Source organism: Seleniivibrio sp., from assembly GCF_021209385.1.
Taxonomy (GTDB): domain Bacteria; phylum Chrysiogenota; class Deferribacteres; order Deferribacterales; family Geovibrionaceae; genus Seleniivibrio.
Genome location: NZ_JAJOIL010000022.1, coordinates 1 through 21,894 on the forward strand (window position 1 = coordinate 1; position 21,894 = coordinate 21,894).

Below are 21,894 nucleotides of genomic sequence, written 5' to 3' on the forward strand. Positions count from 1 at the left end.
TTGTACCTGATGTTGCAACAGTTTTGATATCTGTTACTGATGCAACGTTTGTAGTGTTGTCTGTTCCGGCAGCGGTAGTGATTTCACCGCCCACAGCGTCGTCGCTGAGGGTCATAACGTCTGTTTTATAGACGTAGTTTTTGCCGGGGTCAACTTCAATATTCAGGTTATAGTTGCCTTCTGCAACTTTACCTGTAACGGCTACGTCGATATCGCCGCTTTTGTCGGAAGACCAGAGGGCAGTTGCGTCACCGTTCAGCAGTTTCTTGGTGTTGAACTCTGTTGATGAAGCAACGCGGTCGATCTCGTCTTTAAGCTGATCCACTTCTTTCTGGATCTCCGAACGGTCGTTTGATGTGTAAACACCGTTGGAAGCCTGAACAGCGAGTTCTCTCATTCTCTGAGTCATTTCCTGAATGGTAGCCAGACCGCCTTCAGCAGTCTGAAGCATTGAAATACCGTCCTGAGCGTTTGATGATGCCCTTGAGAGACCTGAAATCTGTCCGCGCAGTTTCTCAGAAATAGCAAGACCTGATGCGTCGTCAGATGCGCTGTTGATTCTGAGACCTGAGGAAAGTCTTTCAAGGTTTTTGGAAAGGTTGTTGCTCGTCTGGTTCACATAATTTTGCGCAACCATCGAGTTGACGTTAGTATATACTGTTAACGCCATGATATACCTCCATGTTGGTTTGGTGTCGGCGTCCGTGCCGACAGTACTAAATTGTTGTGCGTCGAAAATTGCCGTTTTTAAAGAAACTCAATAACCATTGGCAAGCCGATAAATCCTCCTCGTGAAAACAAAAAAGACCGATGCTCCGTTGTACGGATGCATCGGTCTGATTGTTTCAGTACCGTTTTTTTTAAACTGTTCCCCGCGAAACCCTTGTCCAAGGGGCTTTACAGGGATTCATAACTTTACTGAGAATAGTATCGGCAGAAATATTGATAACTTTAGAAATTGACGTAATTATTTCGTCATAGATGATAATGATAAGAAAATGTTCCGAGCTTTATCAAAATTTACAAGACTTTAACCACACTAAAACTCCACAATAATTTTTTACCGTTATGTAATCGGACATTAAAGCAAATACTTTTGCTTATTTTTCATCAATTCAAAAAAATATAAATTATTGACGGTTCATGCAGGCGGCGGGTATTATTTTTCTATTCTAAACGGAGACTAAGCCACATGAATGTCAGAGAAAAGAACCTTAATGCATTGAAGGCAAGATATCCTGAAATTTATCAAAGAGTGGCGGCTTTGCCGCAAAACTCGAACTATGAGATAGTTCTGCCCCAGCGTGCGGGTGTAGTGCCTAATATGCGCAACAAAACCACAGGGAGACTGTTTTATAACGGTTTTAATCCTATGGCGGAAGTTGAGCAGGATCTCAGGTCGAGAAATATGAGGGTGAAGCAGTTCAACATTTTTCTCGGATGCGGCTTTATGTATCAGGTTTTTGCGATGTTCAAAATGTTCTCCATTCAGGGGGGACTGCACGTCATAATAGAAAAGAACGTGGATGCGTTCCGTTTTGTTCTTAATACCGTGGATATCTCAGAGATGCTGGAGAACGGAAACACTCTCTTTTTTGTTGGCGAAGAGCTGCCTGTGATATATACGCAGATGGTAAACGTGCTTACGGCAACAGATTCAAAATTCTTTATAAAGACCATAAATTTTATTGAACAGCCAGTGGCGTTTTCCGAGAACAAGGAATACTACATTGATGTTGTCAGAACGATGAAGAGCGTTGTTAAAGAACTCCTTAATTATTTCGGAAACGACCCTCACGACTCAATGATAGGGATAGAGCATACCTTCCTTAATATAGAGGAGATATTCGGACATCCCGGAATAAACCAGCTTAAAGATGCGTTCAAGGGCAGACCCGGGGTTGTAGTTGCCACCGGACCTTCTTTGAACAAAAACGTGGAACTGCTCAATGAAATATACGACAAGGCTGTAATCGTCGGTGTGGATGCATCTCTTCGTGTTCTGAACAGGCGGGGTCTGAAACCTCACATGGTCTGCTCGCTGGAAAGGGTTGTTGCCACGTCGAAGCTGTTTGCGGATTTTGAGGACAGCGCGTTTGACAACGTTTATTTTGCGGGAACGCCTGTTGTCCACCCGCAGACATATGCAAACTTTAAAGGCAAACGCGTAGTGGTTTACAGAAATTTTGCCACGTTCAAGTGGCTTGGTATAGAGAAGGGGATACTGGACATAGGACCATCATCAGGTAACATGTCGTTTAAACTTCTTGAATACATGGGCTGTGACCCTATAATTCTCATAGGGCAGGATCTGGCTTTCGGCGAAGACGGAAATACTCACGCCACAGGCAGTACATACGGAGAGAAGGAAACTGCAAATTTCAGCTATGCCGATGCGAATTCTGTAATGGTTGAGGGCAACTATGTGCCTCAGGTTCGATCTTCAAAGGTCTGGAATACCTTTCTCAACTATTACCACAAAGATGTCGTAAACTCGAAAGCTACGGTTATAAACGCCACAGAGGGCGGAGCGAAGATACACGGTACCAAACTCATGACGTTCCGCGAGGCAATTGATAAATACTTAGGCGAAAGTTTTAATCCGCTTGGGGTAATAGAGGGTACTCTGAAATATCCGGATGATGATATTCAGAACTCTCAGCGCCGTATGGTTCTGGATAAAGTAAATCAGGGACTAGATACATGCCGTCGTTCAATAACTGTGTTTAAAGATGCTCATGCGCTGACGGATAAATATTTCACCGATGTCTGGATGCCTGCGCAGGATGGCAAGACCTATGATGTTGAAAAAGGACTGGAACTGCTGGTTAAGATGGAGGATGCGAACGAGATATTCAAAGCGCCTGACTTTTTTAACGTTCTGATGCATTATGTTCAGTCATACGCCATCCGTTCGCTTATCGAGGTGAACAATATCCAGAATGAGGATATTGCCGAGGATAAAAGACAGTTCAAAACCGCACACGTTTTCAGGGATATGTATATGGTGATGATTCAGCTGATCGACAAGATGGAACAGCTCCTTTCAATCCTGAAACAGAATCTGGAAAAGAACCTCAAAGCCTGATTATGGGTTTTGTGCATCCGGTGATGCACTCTGCTCCCTCTGTCGTTACGACGTAGGTGTTTTCAAGCCCCACCAGCCCTATGCCTGGGATACCTCTTTTGGGTTCAACGGCGAACACATTGTGCTCTTCGATGGGCTCGTCGAAACCTTTGGCGATCACAGGGTATTCGTCGATTACCAGCCCTATGCCGTGTCCGAGGAATTTAACCCGTTCGTCCTTTACACCCATGAAATATTCAAGGAAGTCATCGTCAATACCGTTCATGACCTCTTCATATATCTTAGAGGGGACAGCCCCAGGTTTAAGTCGTGAAACGGTTTCTTCAAGTATTTTTACACACCTGTCGTGGTATTCATACGCTACGTCCGGCAGTGTGCCGAGTGAATAGACCTGTGTCTTGTCAGTATAATAACCGTCAATGCCGCAACCTATGTCAATGAAGATGAGTTCGTTATCATCAAGGATGCGGTCGGCGTTGCCGAAGAACGGTGCCGCGGGGCTGATGCCAAGAACTCCGCCGGGGCCGTCGAACGTGTTGAAATACATTGAGTTGTCGCCGAAACATACCTGCCCCAGAAACATTTCCGTGTTGAACATTGCAAGTCTTGCTATGCCCTGATGTCCGTTGTCCATCATATATTTAAGTATCTCGGAACCGAGTTCCTTCTCGCTTATGCCCTTTCTGACCACAGACGGAACAAATTCCGTGAGTGTTTTGCCGTGAAGTCTGCCCGCTATGCGCATGATGTTCAGTTCATATTTTGTTTTGACTGAACGGGTCACAGACAGTGCGAGGTCGCATGAAAGGGTCTCTTTGAAATTGAAATATTTGTTCACCCTCTCGAAATAGGCGAGTGGGACGAACTCCTTTTCCATATGGACACGGCTGCCGCAGTTTCCTGCGGCAGCGGCGATGTCCTTAAAACTGTTTATCTTTACGATATTTCCGAATTCCGATTCGTGTTCCGCACGGTAGAAGCTTCGGCGCACATAAAAAACAGCGTCTTTTCCGCGGCGGATGAGGAGTATTCCGTTCTGCTGGGTACCCGTGAAGTAATAGATGTTTATCTTGCTCACTATCATTGCCGTTTCCCAGTCCGGACAAAGCTTGTCCATTCTGGCGGTGAAGTTAGCCATCCTGACTTTCAATTCGTCTGCGGGTATCCTGTTCAAATCAGCTCCTCAAGTGATATCTTTTTTGTAGCCAGAAGGTTGCGCATTTTGTTCAGTACGCATTTTTCTATCTGGCGCACGCGTTCCCGCGTTATGCCCAGGTCGTTGCCGATTGCCTCAAGGGTTTCAGGGTCGTTGCCTGCAAGCCCGTACCGGCGGACAATTATGACCTTTTCGTTTTCCGACAGGAAAGTCAGCCATTTGAAAATGATGTCCTTCTTGCTGGAGTTTTCAATGCGCATGTAGGGATCGCAGTATTTTTCGTCATCGGTGATGAACTCGTGAAGGGTACTGCTTTCGTCACTGCCGACGGGCATATCAAGCGACGTGTCCTGTTTGATGGCATCGAACACTTTTTTCAGTGTTGAAAGCGGCATTTTACATGCAGTGGAAAGTTCGTGAATGGTAGGTTCACGCCCCATCTGCTGTTGCAGATCGGTCTGCGCGCGCATAACCTTGCTTATGTTCTCTGACATATGCACAGGGATGCGTACCATCCGGCACTGGTTGATTATGGCTCGTTCAATCGCCTGGCGTATCCACCATGTCGCATAGGTGCTGAACTTGAATCCCTTTGTGTAATCGAATTTTTCAACAGCTTTCAGCAGACCGATGTTTCCCTCTTCCACGAGGTCGACAAGGTTCATGCCGCGGTTGATGTACTTCTTCGCGATTGACACAACGAGACGCAGGTTGCACTTGATCATTGTTTCTTTGCTCTGGGAACAGCCTTTTTCGATTCCCTGAGACAGCTCCACCTCTTCCTCTCTTGAGAGGACGGGGTATTTGGAGATTTCGTTGAGGTAGATTTTGAAGACTTCAAGATCGTCTGATGAATAATCAACTTTGACGTCTATTTCGACTTCGCACTCTTCAAGCTTGCCGTCAAAATCTTCCTCGATCTTGTCTTCGAGTATTTCGCCTTCGTTCATAACAGCTCCGAAAATAAAGGGGGTAAGTTGGTCTTCGTGCGGGAAGCACGACTATTTTGGATCTCCGGACAACAAATGTCTGAAATATGAATTAAGAACAGTTTACACCCGCTATATGTCAACCGAGCCGTTCTGTGGATAATGGTTTTGTGTTCCATACTCCCGTCTCCTGCGGTGCAAACCGGGCAGTTTTGAGAAAACTGCACATGATATCTAAAGCACGCCTGAACACATTGTAACGGAGTTATAAAAAAAAAGAAAGAACTAAATAATAAACGAAAAGGGAATTTTGCAATTCTCCTTGACTTTTGTTATTATTATGTTCCCACGAAGTCAACGAAAGAGCAGAGTTTCAGGGGTTCCTGAGCTATTGTGCTACCATTTTTGGTAATTTTCACAAGCTTGCCGTTTACGGGAATGAGCATCAGTCCGCCATCGGCGAGCTGGTCAAGAAGTTCCTGCGGAACTGACTTTCCTTCCGCTGTACAGATGATGCGGTCGTAAGGAGCGTATTCGTCCCAGCCGAGTTTTACAGGCTCAAGTTTCATTTTCACGTTGCGTAGAGGAATTCTCTTTATTATCTGATAGGTTCTGCGGTGCAGTTCACCTATCCTTTCCACAGTGTAGACAGTGTCGCAGAGACGAGCCAGAACCGCCGCCTGAAAGCCTGAACCTGTGCCTATTTCAAGCACTTTGTGGGTGCTTTCAAGCTCAAGAGCTTTTGTCATGTATGCCACGGTGGACGGTTTTGAGATTGTCTGCCCGTAACCGATGGGCAGTGCATCGTCAACGTATGCCATTTTGTACATTGCTTCGTCGAGAAATTTGTGACGGGGAGTTTTTGCAAACGCCTCCATAACTTTTTTGTCCCATTCGCAGTTGGGGCCTACGGTGTTTGTGAAGTATTCGTCAGGGATCCGTATGTTTGTCATAATCTTATCTGTGTTCCTATGCCTGAGTCGGTGAAAATTTCAAGAAGAACGGAGTGGCTGATCCGCCCGTCGATTATGTGGGATTTGCCAACGCCCGCCTGAACGGCTTCCAGAGCGCAGTCAATTTTAGGTATCATGCCGCCGGTAAGGGTGCCGTCTTTTTTCAGCATCCGTATTTTTTCAGGTGTCAGGGTGGAGATGAGTTTGCCCTCTTTGTCCAGAACGCCTTCGACGTCTGTGAGCAGAACAAGCTTTCTGGCTTTAAGAGCCGCAGCTATCCCGCCAGCAACAAGGTCTGCGTTGATGTTATAAGGTTCGTAGTCCTCGCCTATGCCAACGGGGGCTATGACGGGGATGAAATCCTTGGCTATGGTGTTGAGTACGCCTATGTCAACGGATTTAACTGAGCCGACGTGTCCGAGGTCGATTATCTCCGGCGTTTTCACGAAGTCGTCGCCCTCTTTGATGAACATCTTTTCAGCGGTTATGAGGTTGCCGTCCTTGCCTGAAAGACCGATAGCTTTGCCGCCGTTGCGGTTTATGAGGCTTACGATGTCTTTGTTTATCTTACCCGCCAGAACCATCTCGACAACGTTCATGGTCTCCTTGTCGGTGACCCTCATGCCGGAGATGAAATGGCTGGGAATGTTCAGCTTTTTCAGCATATCGCCTATCTGGGGACCCCCGCCGTGGATTACAACGGGATTTATGCCTATATATTTGAGAAGGACAACGTCGCGGGCGAAGCTGAATTTCAGCTTGTCGTCCACCATTGCGTGTCCGCCGTATTTGATTACTATTGTCTCGCCGTAGAATTCTTTGATATACGGCAGGGATTCGATGAGAACATCCGCTTTTCTGATAAGTTCTTCCATCATAATAATGCTCCGTGCGGTTTTATGGCAGAATATTACATAAGAGTAATAATATCAACAAATGTTATTCGGCGTAAACGCCTTCGTCGTTTGCCCAGTCAACCGCTTTCTCTATCTCCTGTGAAAGGGAGAAAACAGCCATAGCATAATTTACCCGCGGGTTATAACGTGAGATAGCATAGAAATTATTGAAGAATATCCAGTATTCTTTTCCGTCCGCACCGTCAAGGGTATAGAGTGTTGCCTTTGTATCCGGCAGGAAATCTCCTCTGGGGATTATGCCGTTGTCCGTCAGTTCCTTAAGTGGTCTTGAAGGGCGCATTGAACGGCTGTCATATTTCTGCCATGTGTCGCCGGAAACGTCCGCCTGAACGGCTATGGGTTCGCCGAAAATGAATCTGTGACCGGATAGGTATTTCGCGACACTACCTATGGCATCCGTCATGGAGTTCACAAGGTCTGTTTTACCGTCCCCGTCAAAGTCAACTCCGTAGCTGTCAAAGTTTGAAGGCATGAACTGAGGATAGCCTATGGCGCCCGCGTATGAGCCTTTGTATGTGAGCGGGTCAACGTCCTCTCGGTCGGCTATGATGAAAAGCCATTGCAGTTCTTTTGTGAAGAACGCGCTTCTGTTGGGCGAGTTGAAAGCAAGTGTTGCCAGCATATCCGCCGCACGCAGTTTAAGCTGATATTTTCCGTAATTTGTCTCCACGCCGAGGATGGCGGCTATGACATATCTGCTCACACCGAACTGGTGTTCCGCACGGATAAGGTCGCCTTCGTTAGCAAGATAGAAATCCAGCCCGCCGCGGATACGGTCGTCGGTGATGAACAGTTTTTTGTATTCGCCCCATGGTTTTGCCTCTGTCGGTTTTGCAGTTCTGTTCAGAGCCAATTCCTTGATGTCTGTACCGTACAGCCACCATTCAACCTTGCTGGCGGGAACCCCGTAACAGCTTTCCATGTTGGCTGCGAATTCGTGGATATCCTTGTTGATCTCGAATGCCTCCGAACGGGCGAAAAGCGTCATAGTTAAAAGAAATAGCAGGTATTTTTTCATAAGAGTTTCTGGTCTTTTATTTATTTTAGTTTATAATCGGATAGACAGTATTAAAGCATGAATGTTTTAAAATAAATAGTTTTTTTGGAATTTTTGTACCAGTTTCCCCCTTTGGAAAAGGGGGATAAAGGGGGATTTACATTATGCTTTCGAGAGCGTCTGGTGGAAAATTACAATAAATAACTGAAAAGTTACTCACGGGAACTGAGAAAAAATATGACCGATGCCGAAAGAATCATATGGAGGCATTTGAGGAATAAACAGATTCTTGGTGTGCAATTTTATAGACAAAAAACGCTTGGTAACTACATTGTTGATTTCTATTGCCCCAGAGCATGCATAGTGGTTGAGGTTGATGGTGGGCAACATTATGAAAAAGAGGCTCAGGAAGCAGATTGTATTAGGGATGAGAAACTTAATGCACTTGGTCTGAAAGTGCTTAGATTTAATAATAACGAAGTCATAACAAATATTGATGGCGTTTTAAACTGTATTTACAATGAAATAAAAAACATAATATAAATCCACCCCAACCCTCCTTTGTCAAAGGAGGGTGTTTGTCCTTCGGTAATTGAGGATAAATGGGTGTCATAACGGAGATAAAAATATGCTTGTAGCCCCTTCAATATTAAGTGCGGATTTTTCAAGACTCGGCGAGGAGATAGCCGCCATAGACAGTGCCGGAGCCGACTGGATACACCTTGACGTTATGGACGGAATGTTTGTTCCGAACATAACATTCGGCGCGCCTGTCATTAAAGCATTGAGAAAGACCACGCAGAAAGTATTTGATGCGCACCTTATGATAGAAAAACCCGACAGATATCTCGAAGATTTCGCCGAAGCGGGATGCGACTATATAACCGTGCATCAGGAAGCGTGCGTACACCTGCACAGAACCATACACCGCATAAAGGAACTGGGAAAAAAGGCAGGAGTTTCTCTGAATCCCGCGACAAGTCTTGCGAGCATTGAGGAGATACTGCCTGATGTTGATATGGTGCTTCTGATGAGCGTCAACCCAGGGTTCGGCGGACAAAAGTTCATTGAGAACACATACGGTAAGATTATGATGCTGCGTCAGATGAAAAAAGAGGGGAAACTCAATTTTATTATTCAGGTTGACGGCGGCGTTAACGGACAAAACATTGAAAGACTTGCCAAAATGGGCTGTGAATGCGTCGTTGCCGGAAGCTATGTGTTTAACAGCAGCGATTATAAAACAGCGATAAACAGCCTGAAAATATAAAAAAAGATTTTACGTTTCAATCACATTACAAACGCTTGTCCGTATGTTATAATTATTCAACTAAAATTATGACGGAGGAAAATGATGGGTGTGACGATACTTGTTGTTGACGATGAACCGGAAATCAGACTCCTTTACCGTTCGGAACTGGAAGACAGAGGTTTCAAAGTCATAGAGGCGTCAGGTTCAGCCGAGTGTTACGACGCCCTTGCGAAAAACAGCGTTGATCTTGTGCTGCTTGATATAAAACTGAAAGGCGAAAGCGGTATCGACATTCTGCAGAACCTTTCGTCACGCGAAAACAAGATTAAGGTGATACTCGCCACTGCATACAGTGCATATCAGGACGATTTTTCCACATGGCTTGCCGACGGATACTGGGTCAAGTCTCTTGAGTTTGACAATCTGATCGAAGAAATTAATAAGGTACTGCATAAAAATTAAATTTATTTTGGAGTGATTCTTATGAAAGCTGTTGTTATGGCGGGAGGATTCGGAACGAGAATCCAGCCGCTCACTTCAAGTATGCCTAAACCCATGATACCCGTTTTCAACAGACCCATGATGGAATACATCATCGGTTCGCTCAAAGCGGCCGGCATAGTGGACATCGTCATACTTCTTTATTTCAAACCTGATGTCATAAAAGGATATTTCGGTGACGGCTCCGATTTCGGCGTCAGAATAAACTATGTCCTTCCCGACGACGACTACGGCACTGCCGGAGCTGTTAAAAAAGCTCAGAAATACCTTGATGAGAGATTTATAATCGTCAGCGGCGACCTTATAACCGATTTCAAGATTCAGGAGATAATCGGTTTTCACGAAGTCAAAAACTCCCTTGCAACCATCACACTGACATCCGTTCCCGACCCTTTGCAGTTCGGCGTTGTCATTACAGACAAGGAGAGCAAAATTCTCCGTTTCCTCGAAAAGCCGGGCTGGGGTGAGGTTTTCAGCGATACGATAAACACCGGTATCTACGTTTTTGAGCCGGAGATACTGCAATATATTCCCGAAGATTCAAATTTCGACTTTTCCAAAGACCTGTTCCCGAAACTGATGGCGAGCGGGATAGATATTTTCGGTTACAACGCCAAAGGTTACTGGCGCGACGTTGGCAATCCCGATTCATACCGTGCGGCGCTTCTTGACATCATGGAAGGGCAGGTGACGCTTCCCTTCTCCGGCACGCTGCGCGAGGAGAAATCCGCACATATTTATATAGGCGATAACTGCGAAATTGACGAATCTGCCCGTTTCGAGGGGCTTGTTGTTATAGACGACGGCTGTGTCATTAAAAAAGATTCCGTGATAACTGATTCCGTGATCGGCAGGAACAGCATTGTGGAAGAGAAGGTGAAGATCACTGACTCTATCCTCTGGAACGATTGTCTGGCGGGCAAAAGCAGTGTACTAATGAATGCTGTGCTTTGCGACAGGGTTAAACTGGGTTCAAGCGTTAAGGCGGAACACGGCGTTATCATTGCCGAAGGCACTGAGGTCGGCAATCAGGTTATATTTGAAAAAGACGTGATGGTCTGGCCGGAAAAGCAGATAGAGGCAGGCTCAATTGTCAGCAGCAACCTCATCTGGGGCGATAAATGGAAGAAATCTATTTTTGAAGGCGGAAAGGTGTCCGCAAGGACAAACGTAGAGCTTTCGCCCGATATGGCGGCGAAACTCGGTGCGGCGCTGGGAAGTCAGCTTCCTCAGGGATGCCGTGTGCTGATGTCCAGAGACTATGACAGAGCCTCGCGAATGCTGAAAAGATGCTTTCTCGGCGGTCTGCTTTCAACAGGTGTGAACGTTACGGAACTGCGCATGACCCCTTTGCCCATCATGAGACACAAGCTGTCCATGTTCGGCGAGGTGGCGGGAGTTTATTTCCGCCAGTGCCAGTCCGATCCGACAAATACTGAGATACTTTTCTATGACGATTCCGCACTGCTCATCGACAGCAACACTGAGAAGAACGTTGAACGTATCTTCTTCCGCGAAAATTACCGCAGGGCAACGCAGGATGATATAGGTGAAATTTACGATCAGATGATGGTCAACGAATTCTATAAAGAAGGAGTGCTGAAAAATATCGACATCACGCTCCTGAAAAGCCGCAGAAGCAAGATTGTGGCTGATCTTACGAACGGTACCACTGATATGATATTCCCTGAACTTCTCAATAAGGCGGGGATAGATGCCGTTGTTCTGAACGCATACCGCGACGAGAAGAAGCTTTCAAGAACCATGCATCAGAGCGAAATGAGCTTCAGAGAGGTGTCGGACATCGTCAAAGTTACAGAATCCGAACTGGGGATTGTGGTTTATCCTCATGGCGAACGGCTGGGGGTTATAACCGACAAAGGCGAAATGCTTTCCGAGGATAAGGCGCTGATGTTCATGCTGAAACTTATCGACCTTACCGCAAAGAGCAAACTCAGGGTTTATCTGCCTGCGTACGCACCCACAGTGCTTGACGATTCTCTGATGAACGTTGAGATAACACGCGGAAAAGGAAGCGGAATAAAGGCGGAGTTTCTGCGTAATTTCTATTTCACAGGCGACCTTAACCGGAATTTCATATTCATTAAGAACGGGATACATGCCGACGCAATGTTCAGCTCGCTCAAGATGCTGGAGATGATGGCAAAGCACAACGTAAAAATAAGCGATGTGCTTAAAACCATTCCTGACTATTATTTCAGCCACACAGTGATCAACTGTCCGCTTGAGATGAAGGGCTATCTGATGCGTAAAATAAGCGAAGAGGCTATGGACAAAGAGGCGTCTTTCCTTGACGGCATTAAGATAATGTTCAAAGGCAAAGGCTGGGTGCATATGGTTCCTGACCAGTTTACAGCGAACGTCCACCTTTATGTGGAAGCGGTGAACGAAAAGGAATATGACCGTCTGCACGGCGAATTTAAAGATAAGATAAACGGATGGCTTCAGGAGCAGGAGTAGTATGAAGAAACTCAGGCTGTGTTTCCTATGGCATATGCACCAGCCATATTATAAGGATGACCTTGACGGGCTGTACCATATGCCGTGGGTGTATCTGCACGCCCTGAAGGATTACTATGAGCTTCCGTATTATCACAAAATATTTACCGGAATAAAGGGCACATATAATCTTGTGCCCTCTCTCCTTGTCCAGCTTGCAGACTATACGTCTGCAGGCGTTTCGGACACGTTCATAAAACTTATGCTGAAAGACGTTCGCGAGCTTACGCAGGATGAGAAGAATATTCTTATCCCTCAGCTTTTTATGGCGAACTATAAGAATCAGGCGAAACCGCTAAAAAGGTACCGCGAACTTTATGATCGCAAGGGTGACACCCCCCTGTTCGAGACCGCAAAACTGAATTTTTCTGACAGCGATATTCTGGATCTTGAGGTGATGTACCTCATAAGCTGGTGCGGCGTGTTCACGCGCAAAGATGTCCCGTTTGTTCAGGAACTTATGAAGAAGGGCAGGGATTTTTTGCACAATGATAAGCTCCACCTGATTGACAAACTGGCTGAGTTTGTAGCGTCAATAGTCCCGCTCTATAAAAATTTGCAGAATAACGGAAATATAGAGGTTTCGGCTACACCTTTCTACCATCCTATTCTGCCGCTTCTGCTCGACCCGAAAAGTGCGAAAGAGGCACTGCCAGATATCCCTATGCCGAGCATATCGGTGGATTTTTCGCCCCATGCCCGTGTGCATGTGCAGTCAGCTGTTGACTATTATCAGGAGATTTTCGGCTCTGCTCCCAAAGGTATGTGGCCTGCGGAGGGGAGCGTTTCAAATAAGGCGGCTGAACTTTTCAGAAACTGCGGCATACGCTGGATCGCAAGCGACGAGGACGTGCTTTCCGCATCCATCGGGCGCGACCTGCGGGACAAACAGCAGAGACACAGACTTTATAAACGTCACGGGTTCAGCACTCCTGACGGCAATATAAACATCTTTTTCAGAGACAAGGAACTTTCAGATCTCGTTGGTTTTACTTACAGCGGATGGGAAGCGGAAAAGGCAGTGGACGATTTCATGACCAAACTGTCTGAAATCTATGATATGTGCGATTTTTCGCCCGTCGTTCCTGTTATTCTGGATGGTGAGAATGCGTGGGAATATTACCCCGAAAACGCCTCAAAGTTCTTTGAACTGCTCTATACAAGGCTTTCCGCCTGTAACTGGGTAGAAACGCTCACAATGAGCGAGGCGGCGGAGTGCGACACTCCCGAAGAACCGCTGGACAGAATACGCGCCGGTTCGTGGATATACGCGAATTTCACCACATGGATGGGGCATCCCGAAAAGAACGAGGCATGGCGGATACTCTCCGATGCCTATATAAGATATGCGGCGAAAGCACACGCTGCAGAGGATATTGCGGCTGTTGAAAAAGAACTTTACGCCGCAGAGGGTTCGGACTGGTTCTGGTGGTACGGCGACGACCATTTCAGCTTGCAGTCGGACGTTTTCGATAAGCTTTTCCGCAGGCACATAGCAAACGTTTACACTCTGCTTGGTGAAAAAGTTCCGCCGGAAGTTCATCAGCCTATTAAGAAAAGTCATAAAACCGGACTGCTGAAAACACCGGCGGGCGAGATGACTCCAGTTATAGACGGCAGAGTTACAAGCTTTTTCGAGTGGCTGGGCGGAGGTCGGTTTGACCTGAAATTTGATGCAGGCGCCATGACGGCATCGTCGAACGTTCTGCATATGCTATGGTTCGGTTATGACACTGATAATATATTCTTTCGTATAGACGGGGCTTTCAGAGATATTCTGAATCTGGGATACGAACTTGAGGCGGAGATAACTGCGGGCGAGACGAAATCGGTTATTTTTCCGCTGGTTTATGAATTTTCGGGTGACAACGGCGAAACATCCTGTTGTGAGTCGGTTTTTGAAGCATCCGTGCCGAGGGTGTATGCCAACGGATCGGATAAAATGTATGTCACTTTCCGCCTGCGCCGCGACGGACGCATAATTGAAACTGCACCGGTGTACAACACAGTGGAAATTGATCTTGCTCATGACGGCAGTCAGGACTGGATAGCATAGATTGTATAAGAGTAGATTGCTTCGCTCCGCTCGCAAAGACGTATTTTTGTCTCTGCGAGGAATGGAATGACGAAGCAGTCTCATTCCTTTTTGGAGTATATAAATGAAACTTCCTTTACACCTTGGAATACATTGCCACCAGCCGGTGGAAAATTTTTATAACGTGGTGGATATTGCAGTTGAGAAGAGCTATCAGCCTTTCTTTGAACTGCTTCTGAAAAAGCCTGCCATGAAGGTGAGCGTTCACTACAGCGGCTGGCTGTTTGAATATATAAAAAATCACCATGAAAAACTTTTCGGTATGATGCAGGATGCGAATCGTGCGGGACAGACAGAGTTCTTTTCCGGCGGGTTCTATGAGCCTGTGCTTGCCGCCATACCGGCGCGCGACCGCAAGGAACAGATAAAAAAGCTGAACGGCTTCATTGAGGACAATTTCAAAGTGTCGCCTAAAGGTCTCTGGCTGACTGAACGCGTATGGGACAGCTCGATAATCCCCGACTGTGCGGATTGCGGCATAGAATACGTCATCGTGGACGATTACCACTTCATCGCCGCCGGGTTCTATGAATCCATGCTCCATGGGCATTTCAAAACGGAGCAGGACGGGCGGGAGATGCTGATATTCCCGATAAGCGAAAAACTGAGATATATGATACCTTTCAAACCTGCGAAAGAGGTTGTGGGGTATCTTGGCGAGATAGCGGAACAGGGCGGTAAATCGCTGACGATATTTGACGACGGCGAGAAATTCGGTCTCTGGCCGGAGACCCACGAATGGGTTTATGAAAAGGGCTGGCTGAATGATTTTGCCGATGCGGTTGAAGAGAGCGGACACAGCGAATTTGCGCTGTTCAAGGATACGGTTGAAACTGTGCCTCCGTCGCAGATAGCCTATCTGCCCACCGTTTCATACTTCGAGATGGGGGAATGGTCGCTCTTTTCCGAGCGCACCAACAAGATGGCGGAATTTGTGAAAGAGACGGAGAAACTGCACAGGGACGACACCGCGAAAGTGTTTGTTAAAGGCGGCATCTGGAAGAATTTCCTGGTTAAATATCCGGAATCCAACCGCATCCATAAGCGGACGCTGAAACTTTCTAAAGATGCTGACAAACTGAAAGATGCACGGCTTTACGAAGCGCTGTACAAAGCGCAGTGCAACGACGTTCTGTGGCACGGGATATTCGGCGGGCTTTACCTGCCGAACCTGCGGAACAACGCATACCGTTTCATCATCGAGGGCGAAAAACTGGTGGAAGAGCTGGACGGCACTTCTTATCCGTCTATTGAGAAAGGTGATTTCGATTTTGACGGTCACGAGGAAGCATATGTTCGCACACCTGAGCTGAACTTTATGTTCGTTTCTGTTGACGGCGGACAGCTTATTTCCGTTGAGGACAAGGCGAACTGTTATAATTTCCTTAACACTCTTGCGCGCCGCAAAGAGGCATATCATGAAAAGATGCTGAACCCTGCGGAGCCGGAAGAAACAGATCCGGCTGAAGAGGCGGCAGAAGACGGCATAAGCACGATACATAACGACAGCCGCACCGATGGCGACATTTATAAAGAATATCTGGTTTATGACTGGCACAACAAAAACTGTTTCATTGACCATTTCGTACATCGTTTCGATGCGGAAGAGTTCAGGAACGTCAGCTTCGGCGAGATGGGGGATTTTGCAAACCAGCCCGCTGATATGAAATTGTCACAGGCAAAGCTGACCTTCACCCGCGAAGGCGGACTTTATAAATACGGACAGAAGTTCCAGTGCCGCGTGACTAAACAATTCTCTTTCGTTAATAAAGGTTTGGAACTTAAACTGAATATAGATTCTGAGTTTGATGAAGAGTTAGATTATGTTATGGAGCTGAATTTCCATTTCAATGATCTTGAAAATGTTTTGATAAACGGAAAAACGCCTGATGAGTCAGAAGGCGCTGATTGTGTGAAAATCGAATTAGCAGAGAAATATACGCCTTCAAAACTATTGCTTGAGGTGAGCGGAGGTGCTAAACTGTATTCGTATCCCGTGTTTACTGTCTCCCAGTCCGAAAGCGGCGCGGATCTGACGCGTCAGGGCATATGTCTGCTGTTTCCTTTAAGGTTCAGAAAGCATCTTGAGCTTGAGTGCAGGCTCTCTCTGTCGGGGGAATGACATGTCGGAACTGAGATTTGACCCTGTAAAAAAGATATGGTCGGTGATAGCCTCCGAGCGCAGCCGTAAGCCGGAAGATTTTCTTGTGCGCCGGCTCACTACCCTTGAAAACCATGTTGATTTCTGCCCGTTCTGCAAGGGAAACGAGGACAAGGCGGGAACTGAGATTTTTTCACTTAAAGATGCACAGGGACAATGGCTTACGCGCGTTGTGCCGAACAGATATCCGGCATTCCGCATTGAAGGCGAACTCAAACGGTTTGCCCAGGGTATGTACGATTGCGTTTCGGGTATCGGCGCCCACGAGGTTGTCATAGAAACACCGAAACACCACATGAACATCGGCAGCTATACCGACAAGGTGCTGGTGAATGTATTTTCAACTTTCAGAGAGCGGATACTTGACCTTAAAAAGGATACAAGATTCAGATATATAATGCCTTTTAAAAATTATGGGATACTTGCCGGAGGGAACATCGACCACCCTCATTCACAGATAATAGCACTTCCGGTTACGCCGGATATAGTTAAAACGAAGCTGACTTCCGCACAGGAGCATTACAGAAATAAAGAGCGCTGTATTTTTTGTGATATACTGAATCAGGAAAAGGATGAAGGAACACGGATCGTTTATGAAAATCAGGACTTTATCGCTTTCTGTCCGTTCGCTTCGTCTCTGCCTTTCGAGGTTATGATATTCCCGAAACGGCACACGCATTGCTTTGAAAAAACTGACGATTCTGAACTCAGCGGGCTGGCGGACATTGTCCGCGAGGTTTTCGGCAGGCTTCATAAATGTCTGGAGAATCCGCCGCTGAACATGGTGGTGCATACTTCACCGCCTGTGGTCAAAAGACCGTCACAGCCTAACTACTGGCAGAGCATTGAGCAGGATTTCCACTGGCACATAGAGATAACGCCAAGACTTTCCGGTATCGCAGGGTTCGAGTCCGGAACAGGCTTCTACATCAATCCCGTCTCTCCCGAAAGCGCGGCGGGTTTTCTTAAAGGAGTGAACTGAAAATATGATCGTTGCCCATATCACAAGTGAGGTTTATCCTTTTTCCAGAACAGGGATGCTTGGGGATTCAGTTTACGGGCTTGCCAAGTCGCAGGCTCAGCTTGGCGAGTGCATCCATGTTCTTTCTCCGATGTATACATCAGCAGGGTGCTACGAACCTTATGAATGTCAGTTTGAGAGGTCTTTCAGCATCTTTTCCGCAGGAATGACCTACTCTTTTGACGTGTATACTGCGCAGACGGACGGCGTTAAGTTTGTTTTTTTCCGCAACGATGATTTTTTCAACCGCAGATATATCTACGGCACTTCCAGTTATGACTATTCCGATAACGATATCCGTTTCGGAATGTTCTGTCTTGCGTGTTTGCAGTATCTCCGCGAAAAAGCTCTCAATCCTGATATAATCCATTGCCACGAATGGCAGGCGGGGCTGGTTCCGGTTTATAAACACCTTTTCTATGAAGATATTAAAGCGAAAACCGTTTTTACTATACACGACATCACTTTTCAGGGGGTGTTCGGTAAGTTTTCAATACAGACCCTCGGACTTCCTTGGGAGATGTATAATATTGAAGAACTTGAGTTTTATGAAAATATCAGCCTTCTGAAAGGCGGGGCGACACATTCGGATTTCATAACGCTTTTAAGTCCGACCTATGCCAGAGAGGTGCAGACGGATGAGAATTCGTTTGGTCTCGGTTCGTTCATGGCTAAGTTTCAGGACAGGATAGAGGGAATACTTGGCGGTGTGGACTACGAAAGGTTCGACCCTGAAACGGATATCTTCATAAAAAAACGATACTCTGCTGCCAGTGTTTCAGATAAGCTTATCAATAAAGAGGATTTCCTCATGGAAACCGGACTTAAGGATATTGAAAGACCTTTGTTTCTGGTGGAGACGAAATTCACTGAACGGAAAGGTCTGGAGCTGATAGCTGACAGTGCGGACAAACTTGCTGAGATACCAGCGAATTTTGCTTTTCTGGGCTATGGCGAACCGAAATATTGTTCAAAATTTAAGGAAATAGCAAATAATTATGACAATATTTTCACATCAATCGGTATAAGTGAGGCTATGCTCCACAAAGCATACGCAGCGGCTGATTTTGTTTTGCGCCCGTCGCTTACGGAACCCTGCGGAAAAAGTCAGATAGTTGGTATGAGATACGGCGCACTGCCCGTTGTCAGACGTACCGGAGGACTTATTGACACAGTCGTCGATATAAGCGAGCCTGACGGTTACGGCTTTTTTATGGACGGATACAGTCGTCACGATTTGATAAAACAGATTAATAGAGCAGTGGATTTTTTCCAAAATAGAGATATATTGTATAAATATGCCGCCAAAGTTATGGGGCTTAATTTCTCATGGACAGAAACGGCGGAGAAATTTTTAGGGGTTTATCAGAGGATTCTTGGAGGCAACCGATGAAATTTAAAGAGATGAGCAAGGCGGAGCTATACGAAGTCGCCAAAAAATTCAACATTAAGAACAGAAGTGCGATGTCAAAGGATGAACTTGTCAAAGCCTTGTCCAAGTATGAGAAAACAGTGTCAAAAAGTGATGAACCCACACGACAGACAGTGACCAGCCCTATGCCGGAACAGCCTAAACAGGATGTTTATGTTCCGAAAAAGGAATATCCTATTCCTGACAGATATAATATTGATACCGTTGTTCTTCTTCCCGTAAACCCCAAAAAGGAATACGTCTACTGGGAAGTTTCCGACAAAACAGTCGATGGTTTTTGCTCCGAATTCAACACGGTGGATCCTGTCTTTATACTGAAAGTATACGCAGGGGAAGACGATTCAGTTTCCGAACTTGCCAGCGTTCGCGTGGGCAAATACGGCAACTGGTATTTCGACCTCTACTGCCCAGGACAAAGGCTCTGGTCTGAAATAGGAATGCTTGACTCAACAGGCACCTACCATATGATTTCCGCTTCCAAGAAGATACTGATGCCCGCTGACAGGATAAGCGACCTCATCGACGAGGAGACATGGATGACAGTCGGCGAAAATATTGAGAAGATATACACCCTTTCAGGCGTTACAGATATGCAGAAGGAAGAGCTTCTTTCCAGTGCGAGAATGCACTCTGAGCTTTTCAAAAAACTGCACAAAGCGGAGGGCGGAATGTCCTCTTCGACACTTGCCCGCAAAGGCGGTGAATGATGCCGAAAGGTTACTGGATGCTGGTGCTCCACTCGCACCTGCCATTCGTAAAGCATCCTGAATATGAATATTTCCTTGAAGAGCAATGGTTTTATGAAGCTATATCAGAAACGTATCTTCCAATTCTGAAATACATGAAGCGGATGGAGGACGAAGGCGTCCACTTCCGTTTTGCTGTGTCCGTTACACCTCCGCTGGCGGAGATGATGTGTGATCCGCTCCTTATGGGCAGATATGAACAGCATCTGGATAAGCTCATCGAACTTTCGGAAAAAGAAATAACCCGCACGAAAGGCACCTGTTTCGAGCATCTTGCATTTATGTACAGAGACCGCTTCAAAGACCTGCGTGATTTCTATTACGGCTGGCTGGGCAGAAGCCTCATAAACGGCTATAAACACTTTCTTGAAAAGGGATATATCGACGTTATAACTTGCGGATTCACACACGGGTTCCTCCCGCTTCTGAACAACACCACAAACGCTGTGCGCGCTCAGATAGAGCTTGCGGTGCGCAGTCATGCGGAAAAGTTCGGACAGCCGCCCAAAGGAATCTGGCTGCCTGAATGTGCATATTTTGACGGGCTGGACGCTGTGCTTGCCGAATACGGCATACGGTATTTCTTTGTGGACACCCATGGTGTTCTCTATGCGAAACCGAGACCCAGATTCGGCGTTTACGCACCTGTTTATACGGAGAACGGCGTTGCTGCTTTCGGGCGGGACTATTATTCGTCAAAACAGGTCTGGAGTTCAAAAGAGGGTTACCCGGGCGACGAGTATTACAGAGACTTCTACCGTGACATAGGTTACGACCTTGACCACGAATACATAAAACCCTACATCAGCCCCGACGGTGAGCGTGTGTTCACTGGGCTTAAATACCACAGGATAACCGGCGATTCGGACTATAAAGAGTTCTATCAGCCGGAGATCGCCTCCCAAAAAACCGTCGACCATGCGAAGCATTTTGTACAAGGACGTGAAAAACAGGTTGAGGAGATTGCGGAACTTATCGACCGCAGACCGATGGTGGTTTCTCCTTACGATGCGGAGCTTTTCGGTCACTGGTGGTTCGAGGGTCCTGAATTTTTGTATAACGTATTCAGAGAGATGGATAAATCCGATGTCGTGAAGGCTCTTACGCCGCTTGAATATCTGCATGAATACCCGACGAATCAGGTTGTTAAGGTCAATCCGTCGTCATGGGGCGATAAAGGCTATTACGATGTGTGGCTGAATCAGGGCAACGACTGGATATACAGACATCTGCACTTTATGTCTGACAGTATGGTGAATCTGGCGAAGTATCACCATAATACAGGCGACGATACTATCCGCAGATGCCTGAACCAGATGTCGAGGGAACTTTTCCTTGCACAGTCAAGCGACTGGGCGTTTCTGGTTACAACGGGTACCGCTATTGAATACGCTGTTCAGCGCACGAAGGAACACATATATAATTTCCTGCGCCTGAAAGAGATGGTTGAAAACAGAGATTTCGATTACGCCTTTTTGGGGGCGGTAGAAAATAAAAACAGCATATTCCAGTCAATGGATTTCAGAATTTACTGCTAGGAGGAGACTGTATGATAAGTAAAAAAATGGTGAAAGCGCTCAACAAACAGCTTAATTTCGAGCTGTATTCAGCATATGTGTATCTGGCGATGGCAGCCAATTCAAACACAATGGGACTCAAAGGATTTTCCAACTGGTTTCACGTTCAGTTTCAGGAAGAGCTGTTCCATGCGGACAGATTCTACAACTATATTCTGGATCAGGACGGCGAAGTTGAGCTTGAGCAGATAGAAAAACCGAAAAAAGAATATAAAGACGCTTATGAGCTTTTCGATGAAACGCTCACACACGAAAGAGAAGTTACAAAAAGAATCTACGAACTCGCTTCACTTGCTCTGGAAGAAAAGGATCACGGAACCCACAGCTGGCTCCAGTGGTTCATCACAGAACAGCAGGAGGAAGAGGCGAACGTTAAAGATATCAAAGACAAGCTGAAACTGGCGGGAAGCACCGGACAGGGGCTTTTCATGATAAACGCCGAGCTTGCAACAAGGGTATACGTTCAGCCCACGGTTCCCGGTTCACAGGCATAATACAAACCAAATACAAAATTGGAAAACCCCTTGGATACGAGGGGTTTTTTTGTCA

Annotated in this window: 17 protein-coding genes and 1 pseudogene; 12 read left to right on the top strand and 6 right to left on the bottom strand. The window is 46.3% G+C overall.

Features of this window, described 5'->3' with window-relative positions; translation table 11 throughout:
- Nucleotides 1-670: pseudogene (locus LRY47_RS06350) on the bottom strand (flagellin); the annotation flags it as partial.
- A gap of 522 nt (nucleotides 671-1,192) precedes the next feature.
- Here LRY47_RS06350 and LRY47_RS06355 point away from each other — a divergent pair.
- Complete coding sequence (locus tag LRY47_RS06355; RefSeq protein ID WP_295223533.1) at nucleotides 1,193-3,088, top strand: 6-hydroxymethylpterin diphosphokinase MptE-like protein; 1,896 nt, start codon at nucleotides 1,193-1,195, stop codon at nucleotides 3,086-3,088.
- Here the strand turns inward: LRY47_RS06355 and LRY47_RS06360 are convergent.
- The 5 genes from LRY47_RS06360 to mltB form a co-directional block, all read right to left on the bottom strand.
- On the bottom strand, nucleotides 3,078-4,262 hold the full coding sequence (locus LRY47_RS06360) for a Xaa-Pro peptidase family protein (RefSeq protein WP_295223534.1): 1,185 nt from the start codon (nucleotides 4,260-4,262) through the stop codon (nucleotides 3,078-3,080). The genes LRY47_RS06355 and LRY47_RS06360 overlap by 11 nt on opposite strands.
- A complete protein-coding gene (locus tag LRY47_RS06365) occupies nucleotides 4,259-5,194 on the bottom strand; it encodes a sigma-70 family RNA polymerase sigma factor (RefSeq protein ID WP_295223535.1) in 936 nt (311 codons plus the stop codon). Before LRY47_RS06365 ends, LRY47_RS06360 begins: the two co-directional genes overlap by 4 nt.
- 317 nt (nucleotides 5,195-5,511) lie before the next feature.
- Nucleotides 5,512-6,126: a protein-L-isoaspartate(D-aspartate) O-methyltransferase gene (locus LRY47_RS06370; RefSeq protein WP_295223536.1), complete on the bottom strand. Its 615-nt coding sequence runs from the start codon at nucleotides 6,124-6,126 to the stop codon at nucleotides 5,512-5,514.
- Nucleotides 6,123-7,001: an acetylglutamate kinase gene (gene argB / locus LRY47_RS06375; RefSeq protein WP_366043398.1), complete on the bottom strand. Its 879-nt coding sequence runs from the start codon at nucleotides 6,999-7,001 to the stop codon at nucleotides 6,123-6,125. Before argB ends, LRY47_RS06370 begins: the two co-directional genes overlap by 4 nt.
- 64 nt (nucleotides 7,002-7,065) lie before the next feature.
- Entirely contained in the window at nucleotides 7,066-8,031 is a 966-nt protein-coding gene (gene mltB, locus LRY47_RS06380; protein WP_295223540.1) for a lytic murein transglycosylase B, read from the bottom strand.
- Between the two features lie 213 nt (nucleotides 8,032-8,244).
- Here mltB and LRY47_RS06385 point away from each other — a divergent pair, with 213 nt between their 5' ends.
- The 11 genes from LRY47_RS06385 (at nucleotide 8,245) to LRY47_RS06435 (ending at nucleotide 21,839) form a co-directional block, all read left to right on the top strand.
- Nucleotides 8,245-8,583: an endonuclease domain-containing protein gene (locus LRY47_RS06385; RefSeq protein WP_295223656.1), complete on the top strand. Its 339-nt coding sequence runs from the start codon at nucleotides 8,245-8,247 to the stop codon at nucleotides 8,581-8,583.
- An 85-nt stretch (nucleotides 8,584-8,668) separates the two neighbouring features.
- Entirely contained in the window at nucleotides 8,669-9,310 is a 642-nt protein-coding gene (rpe, locus tag LRY47_RS06390; protein WP_295223542.1) for a ribulose-phosphate 3-epimerase, read from the top strand.
- Nucleotides 9,311-9,394: 84 nt separating this feature from the next.
- Nucleotides 9,395-9,754 carry a response regulator gene (locus LRY47_RS06395; RefSeq protein ID WP_295223544.1) on the top strand — a complete coding sequence of 120 codons (360 nt, stop codon included), beginning with the start codon at nucleotides 9,395-9,397 and terminating at the stop codon, nucleotides 9,752-9,754.
- 21 nt (nucleotides 9,755-9,775) lie between these two features.
- Nucleotides 9,776-12,274, top strand: a complete 2,499-nt coding sequence (locus LRY47_RS06400; protein WP_295223546.1) for a sugar phosphate nucleotidyltransferase — start codon at nucleotides 9,776-9,778, stop codon at nucleotides 12,272-12,274.
- Between the two features lies 1 nt (nucleotide 12,275).
- Nucleotides 12,276-14,369, top strand: a complete 2,094-nt coding sequence (locus LRY47_RS06405) for a glycoside hydrolase family 57 protein (RefSeq protein ID WP_295223548.1) — start codon at nucleotides 12,276-12,278, stop codon at nucleotides 14,367-14,369.
- 103 nt (nucleotides 14,370-14,472) lie between these two features.
- Entirely contained in the window at nucleotides 14,473-16,530 is a 2,058-nt protein-coding gene (locus LRY47_RS06410) for an alpha-amylase/4-alpha-glucanotransferase domain-containing protein (protein WP_295223549.1), read from the top strand.
- A 1-nt stretch (nucleotide 16,531) separates the two neighbouring features.
- Nucleotides 16,532-17,551 (top strand): DUF4931 domain-containing protein, encoded by a 1,020-nt coding sequence (locus tag LRY47_RS06415; RefSeq protein WP_295223551.1) that lies wholly within the window; start codon nucleotides 16,532-16,534, stop codon nucleotides 17,549-17,551.
- A gap of 4 nt (nucleotides 17,552-17,555) precedes the next feature.
- Entirely contained in the window at nucleotides 17,556-18,983 is a 1,428-nt protein-coding gene (locus tag LRY47_RS06420; protein WP_295223553.1) for a glycogen/starch synthase, read from the top strand.
- Nucleotides 18,980-19,729: a DUF4912 domain-containing protein gene (locus LRY47_RS06425; protein WP_295223554.1), complete on the top strand. Its 750-nt coding sequence runs from the start codon at nucleotides 18,980-18,982 to the stop codon at nucleotides 19,727-19,729. Before LRY47_RS06420 ends, LRY47_RS06425 begins: the two co-directional genes overlap by 4 nt.
- Nucleotides 19,729-21,306 (top strand): 1,4-alpha-glucan branching protein domain-containing protein, encoded by a 1,578-nt coding sequence (locus LRY47_RS06430; RefSeq protein WP_295223555.1) that lies wholly within the window; start codon nucleotides 19,729-19,731, stop codon nucleotides 21,304-21,306. The genes LRY47_RS06425 and LRY47_RS06430 overlap by 1 nt, the downstream gene beginning before the upstream one ends.
- Nucleotides 21,307-21,317: 11 nt before the next feature.
- Nucleotides 21,318-21,839, top strand: coding sequence for a ferritin (locus tag LRY47_RS06435; RefSeq protein WP_295223556.1), 522 nt, complete (start codon nucleotides 21,318-21,320; stop codon nucleotides 21,837-21,839).
- Nucleotides 21,840-21,894: the final 55 nt, after the last annotated feature.

Bases quoted from the DNA above. Each gene is read 5' to 3' on its own strand.
- LRY47_RS06365 (WP_295223535.1), bottom strand. From the start codon at position 5,194: ATGAACGAAGGCGAAATACTCGAAGACAAGATCGAGGAAGATTTTGAC.
- rpe (WP_295223542.1), top strand. From the start codon at position 8,669: ATGCTTGTAGCCCCTTCAATATTAAGTGCGGATTTTTCAAGACTCGGC.
- LRY47_RS06405 (WP_295223548.1), top strand. From the start codon at position 12,276: ATGAAGAAACTCAGGCTGTGTTTCCTATGGCATATGCACCAGCCATAT.
- LRY47_RS06400 (WP_295223546.1), top strand. From the start codon at position 9,776: ATGAAAGCTGTTGTTATGGCGGGAGGATTCGGAACGAGAATCCAGCCG.
- LRY47_RS06395 (WP_295223544.1), top strand. From the start codon at position 9,395: ATGGGTGTGACGATACTTGTTGTTGACGATGAACCGGAAATCAGACTC.
- LRY47_RS06430 (WP_295223555.1), top strand. From the start codon at position 19,729: ATGCCGAAAGGTTACTGGATGCTGGTGCTCCACTCGCACCTGCCATTC.
- LRY47_RS06415 (WP_295223551.1), top strand. From the start codon at position 16,532: ATGTCGGAACTGAGATTTGACCCTGTAAAAAAGATATGGTCGGTGATA.
- LRY47_RS06435 (WP_295223556.1), top strand. From the start codon at position 21,318: ATGATAAGTAAAAAAATGGTGAAAGCGCTCAACAAACAGCTTAATTTC.
- mltB (WP_295223540.1), bottom strand. From the start codon at position 8,031: ATGACGCTTTTCGCCCGTTCGGAGGCATTCGAGATCAACAAGGATATC.
- LRY47_RS06410 (WP_295223549.1), top strand. From the start codon at position 14,473: ATGAAACTTCCTTTACACCTTGGAATACATTGCCACCAGCCGGTGGAA.
- LRY47_RS06355 (WP_295223533.1), top strand. From the start codon at position 1,193: ATGAATGTCAGAGAAAAGAACCTTAATGCATTGAAGGCAAGATATCCT.
- argB (WP_366043398.1), bottom strand. From the start codon at position 7,001: ATGGAAGAACTTATCAGAAAAGCGGATGTTCTCATCGAATCCCTGCCG.
- LRY47_RS06370 (WP_295223536.1), bottom strand. From the start codon at position 6,126: ATGACAAACATACGGATCCCTGACGAATACTTCACAAACACCGTAGGC.
- LRY47_RS06420 (WP_295223553.1), top strand. From the start codon at position 17,556: ATGATCGTTGCCCATATCACAAGTGAGGTTTATCCTTTTTCCAGAACA.
- LRY47_RS06425 (WP_295223554.1), top strand. From the start codon at position 18,980: ATGAAATTTAAAGAGATGAGCAAGGCGGAGCTATACGAAGTCGCCAAA.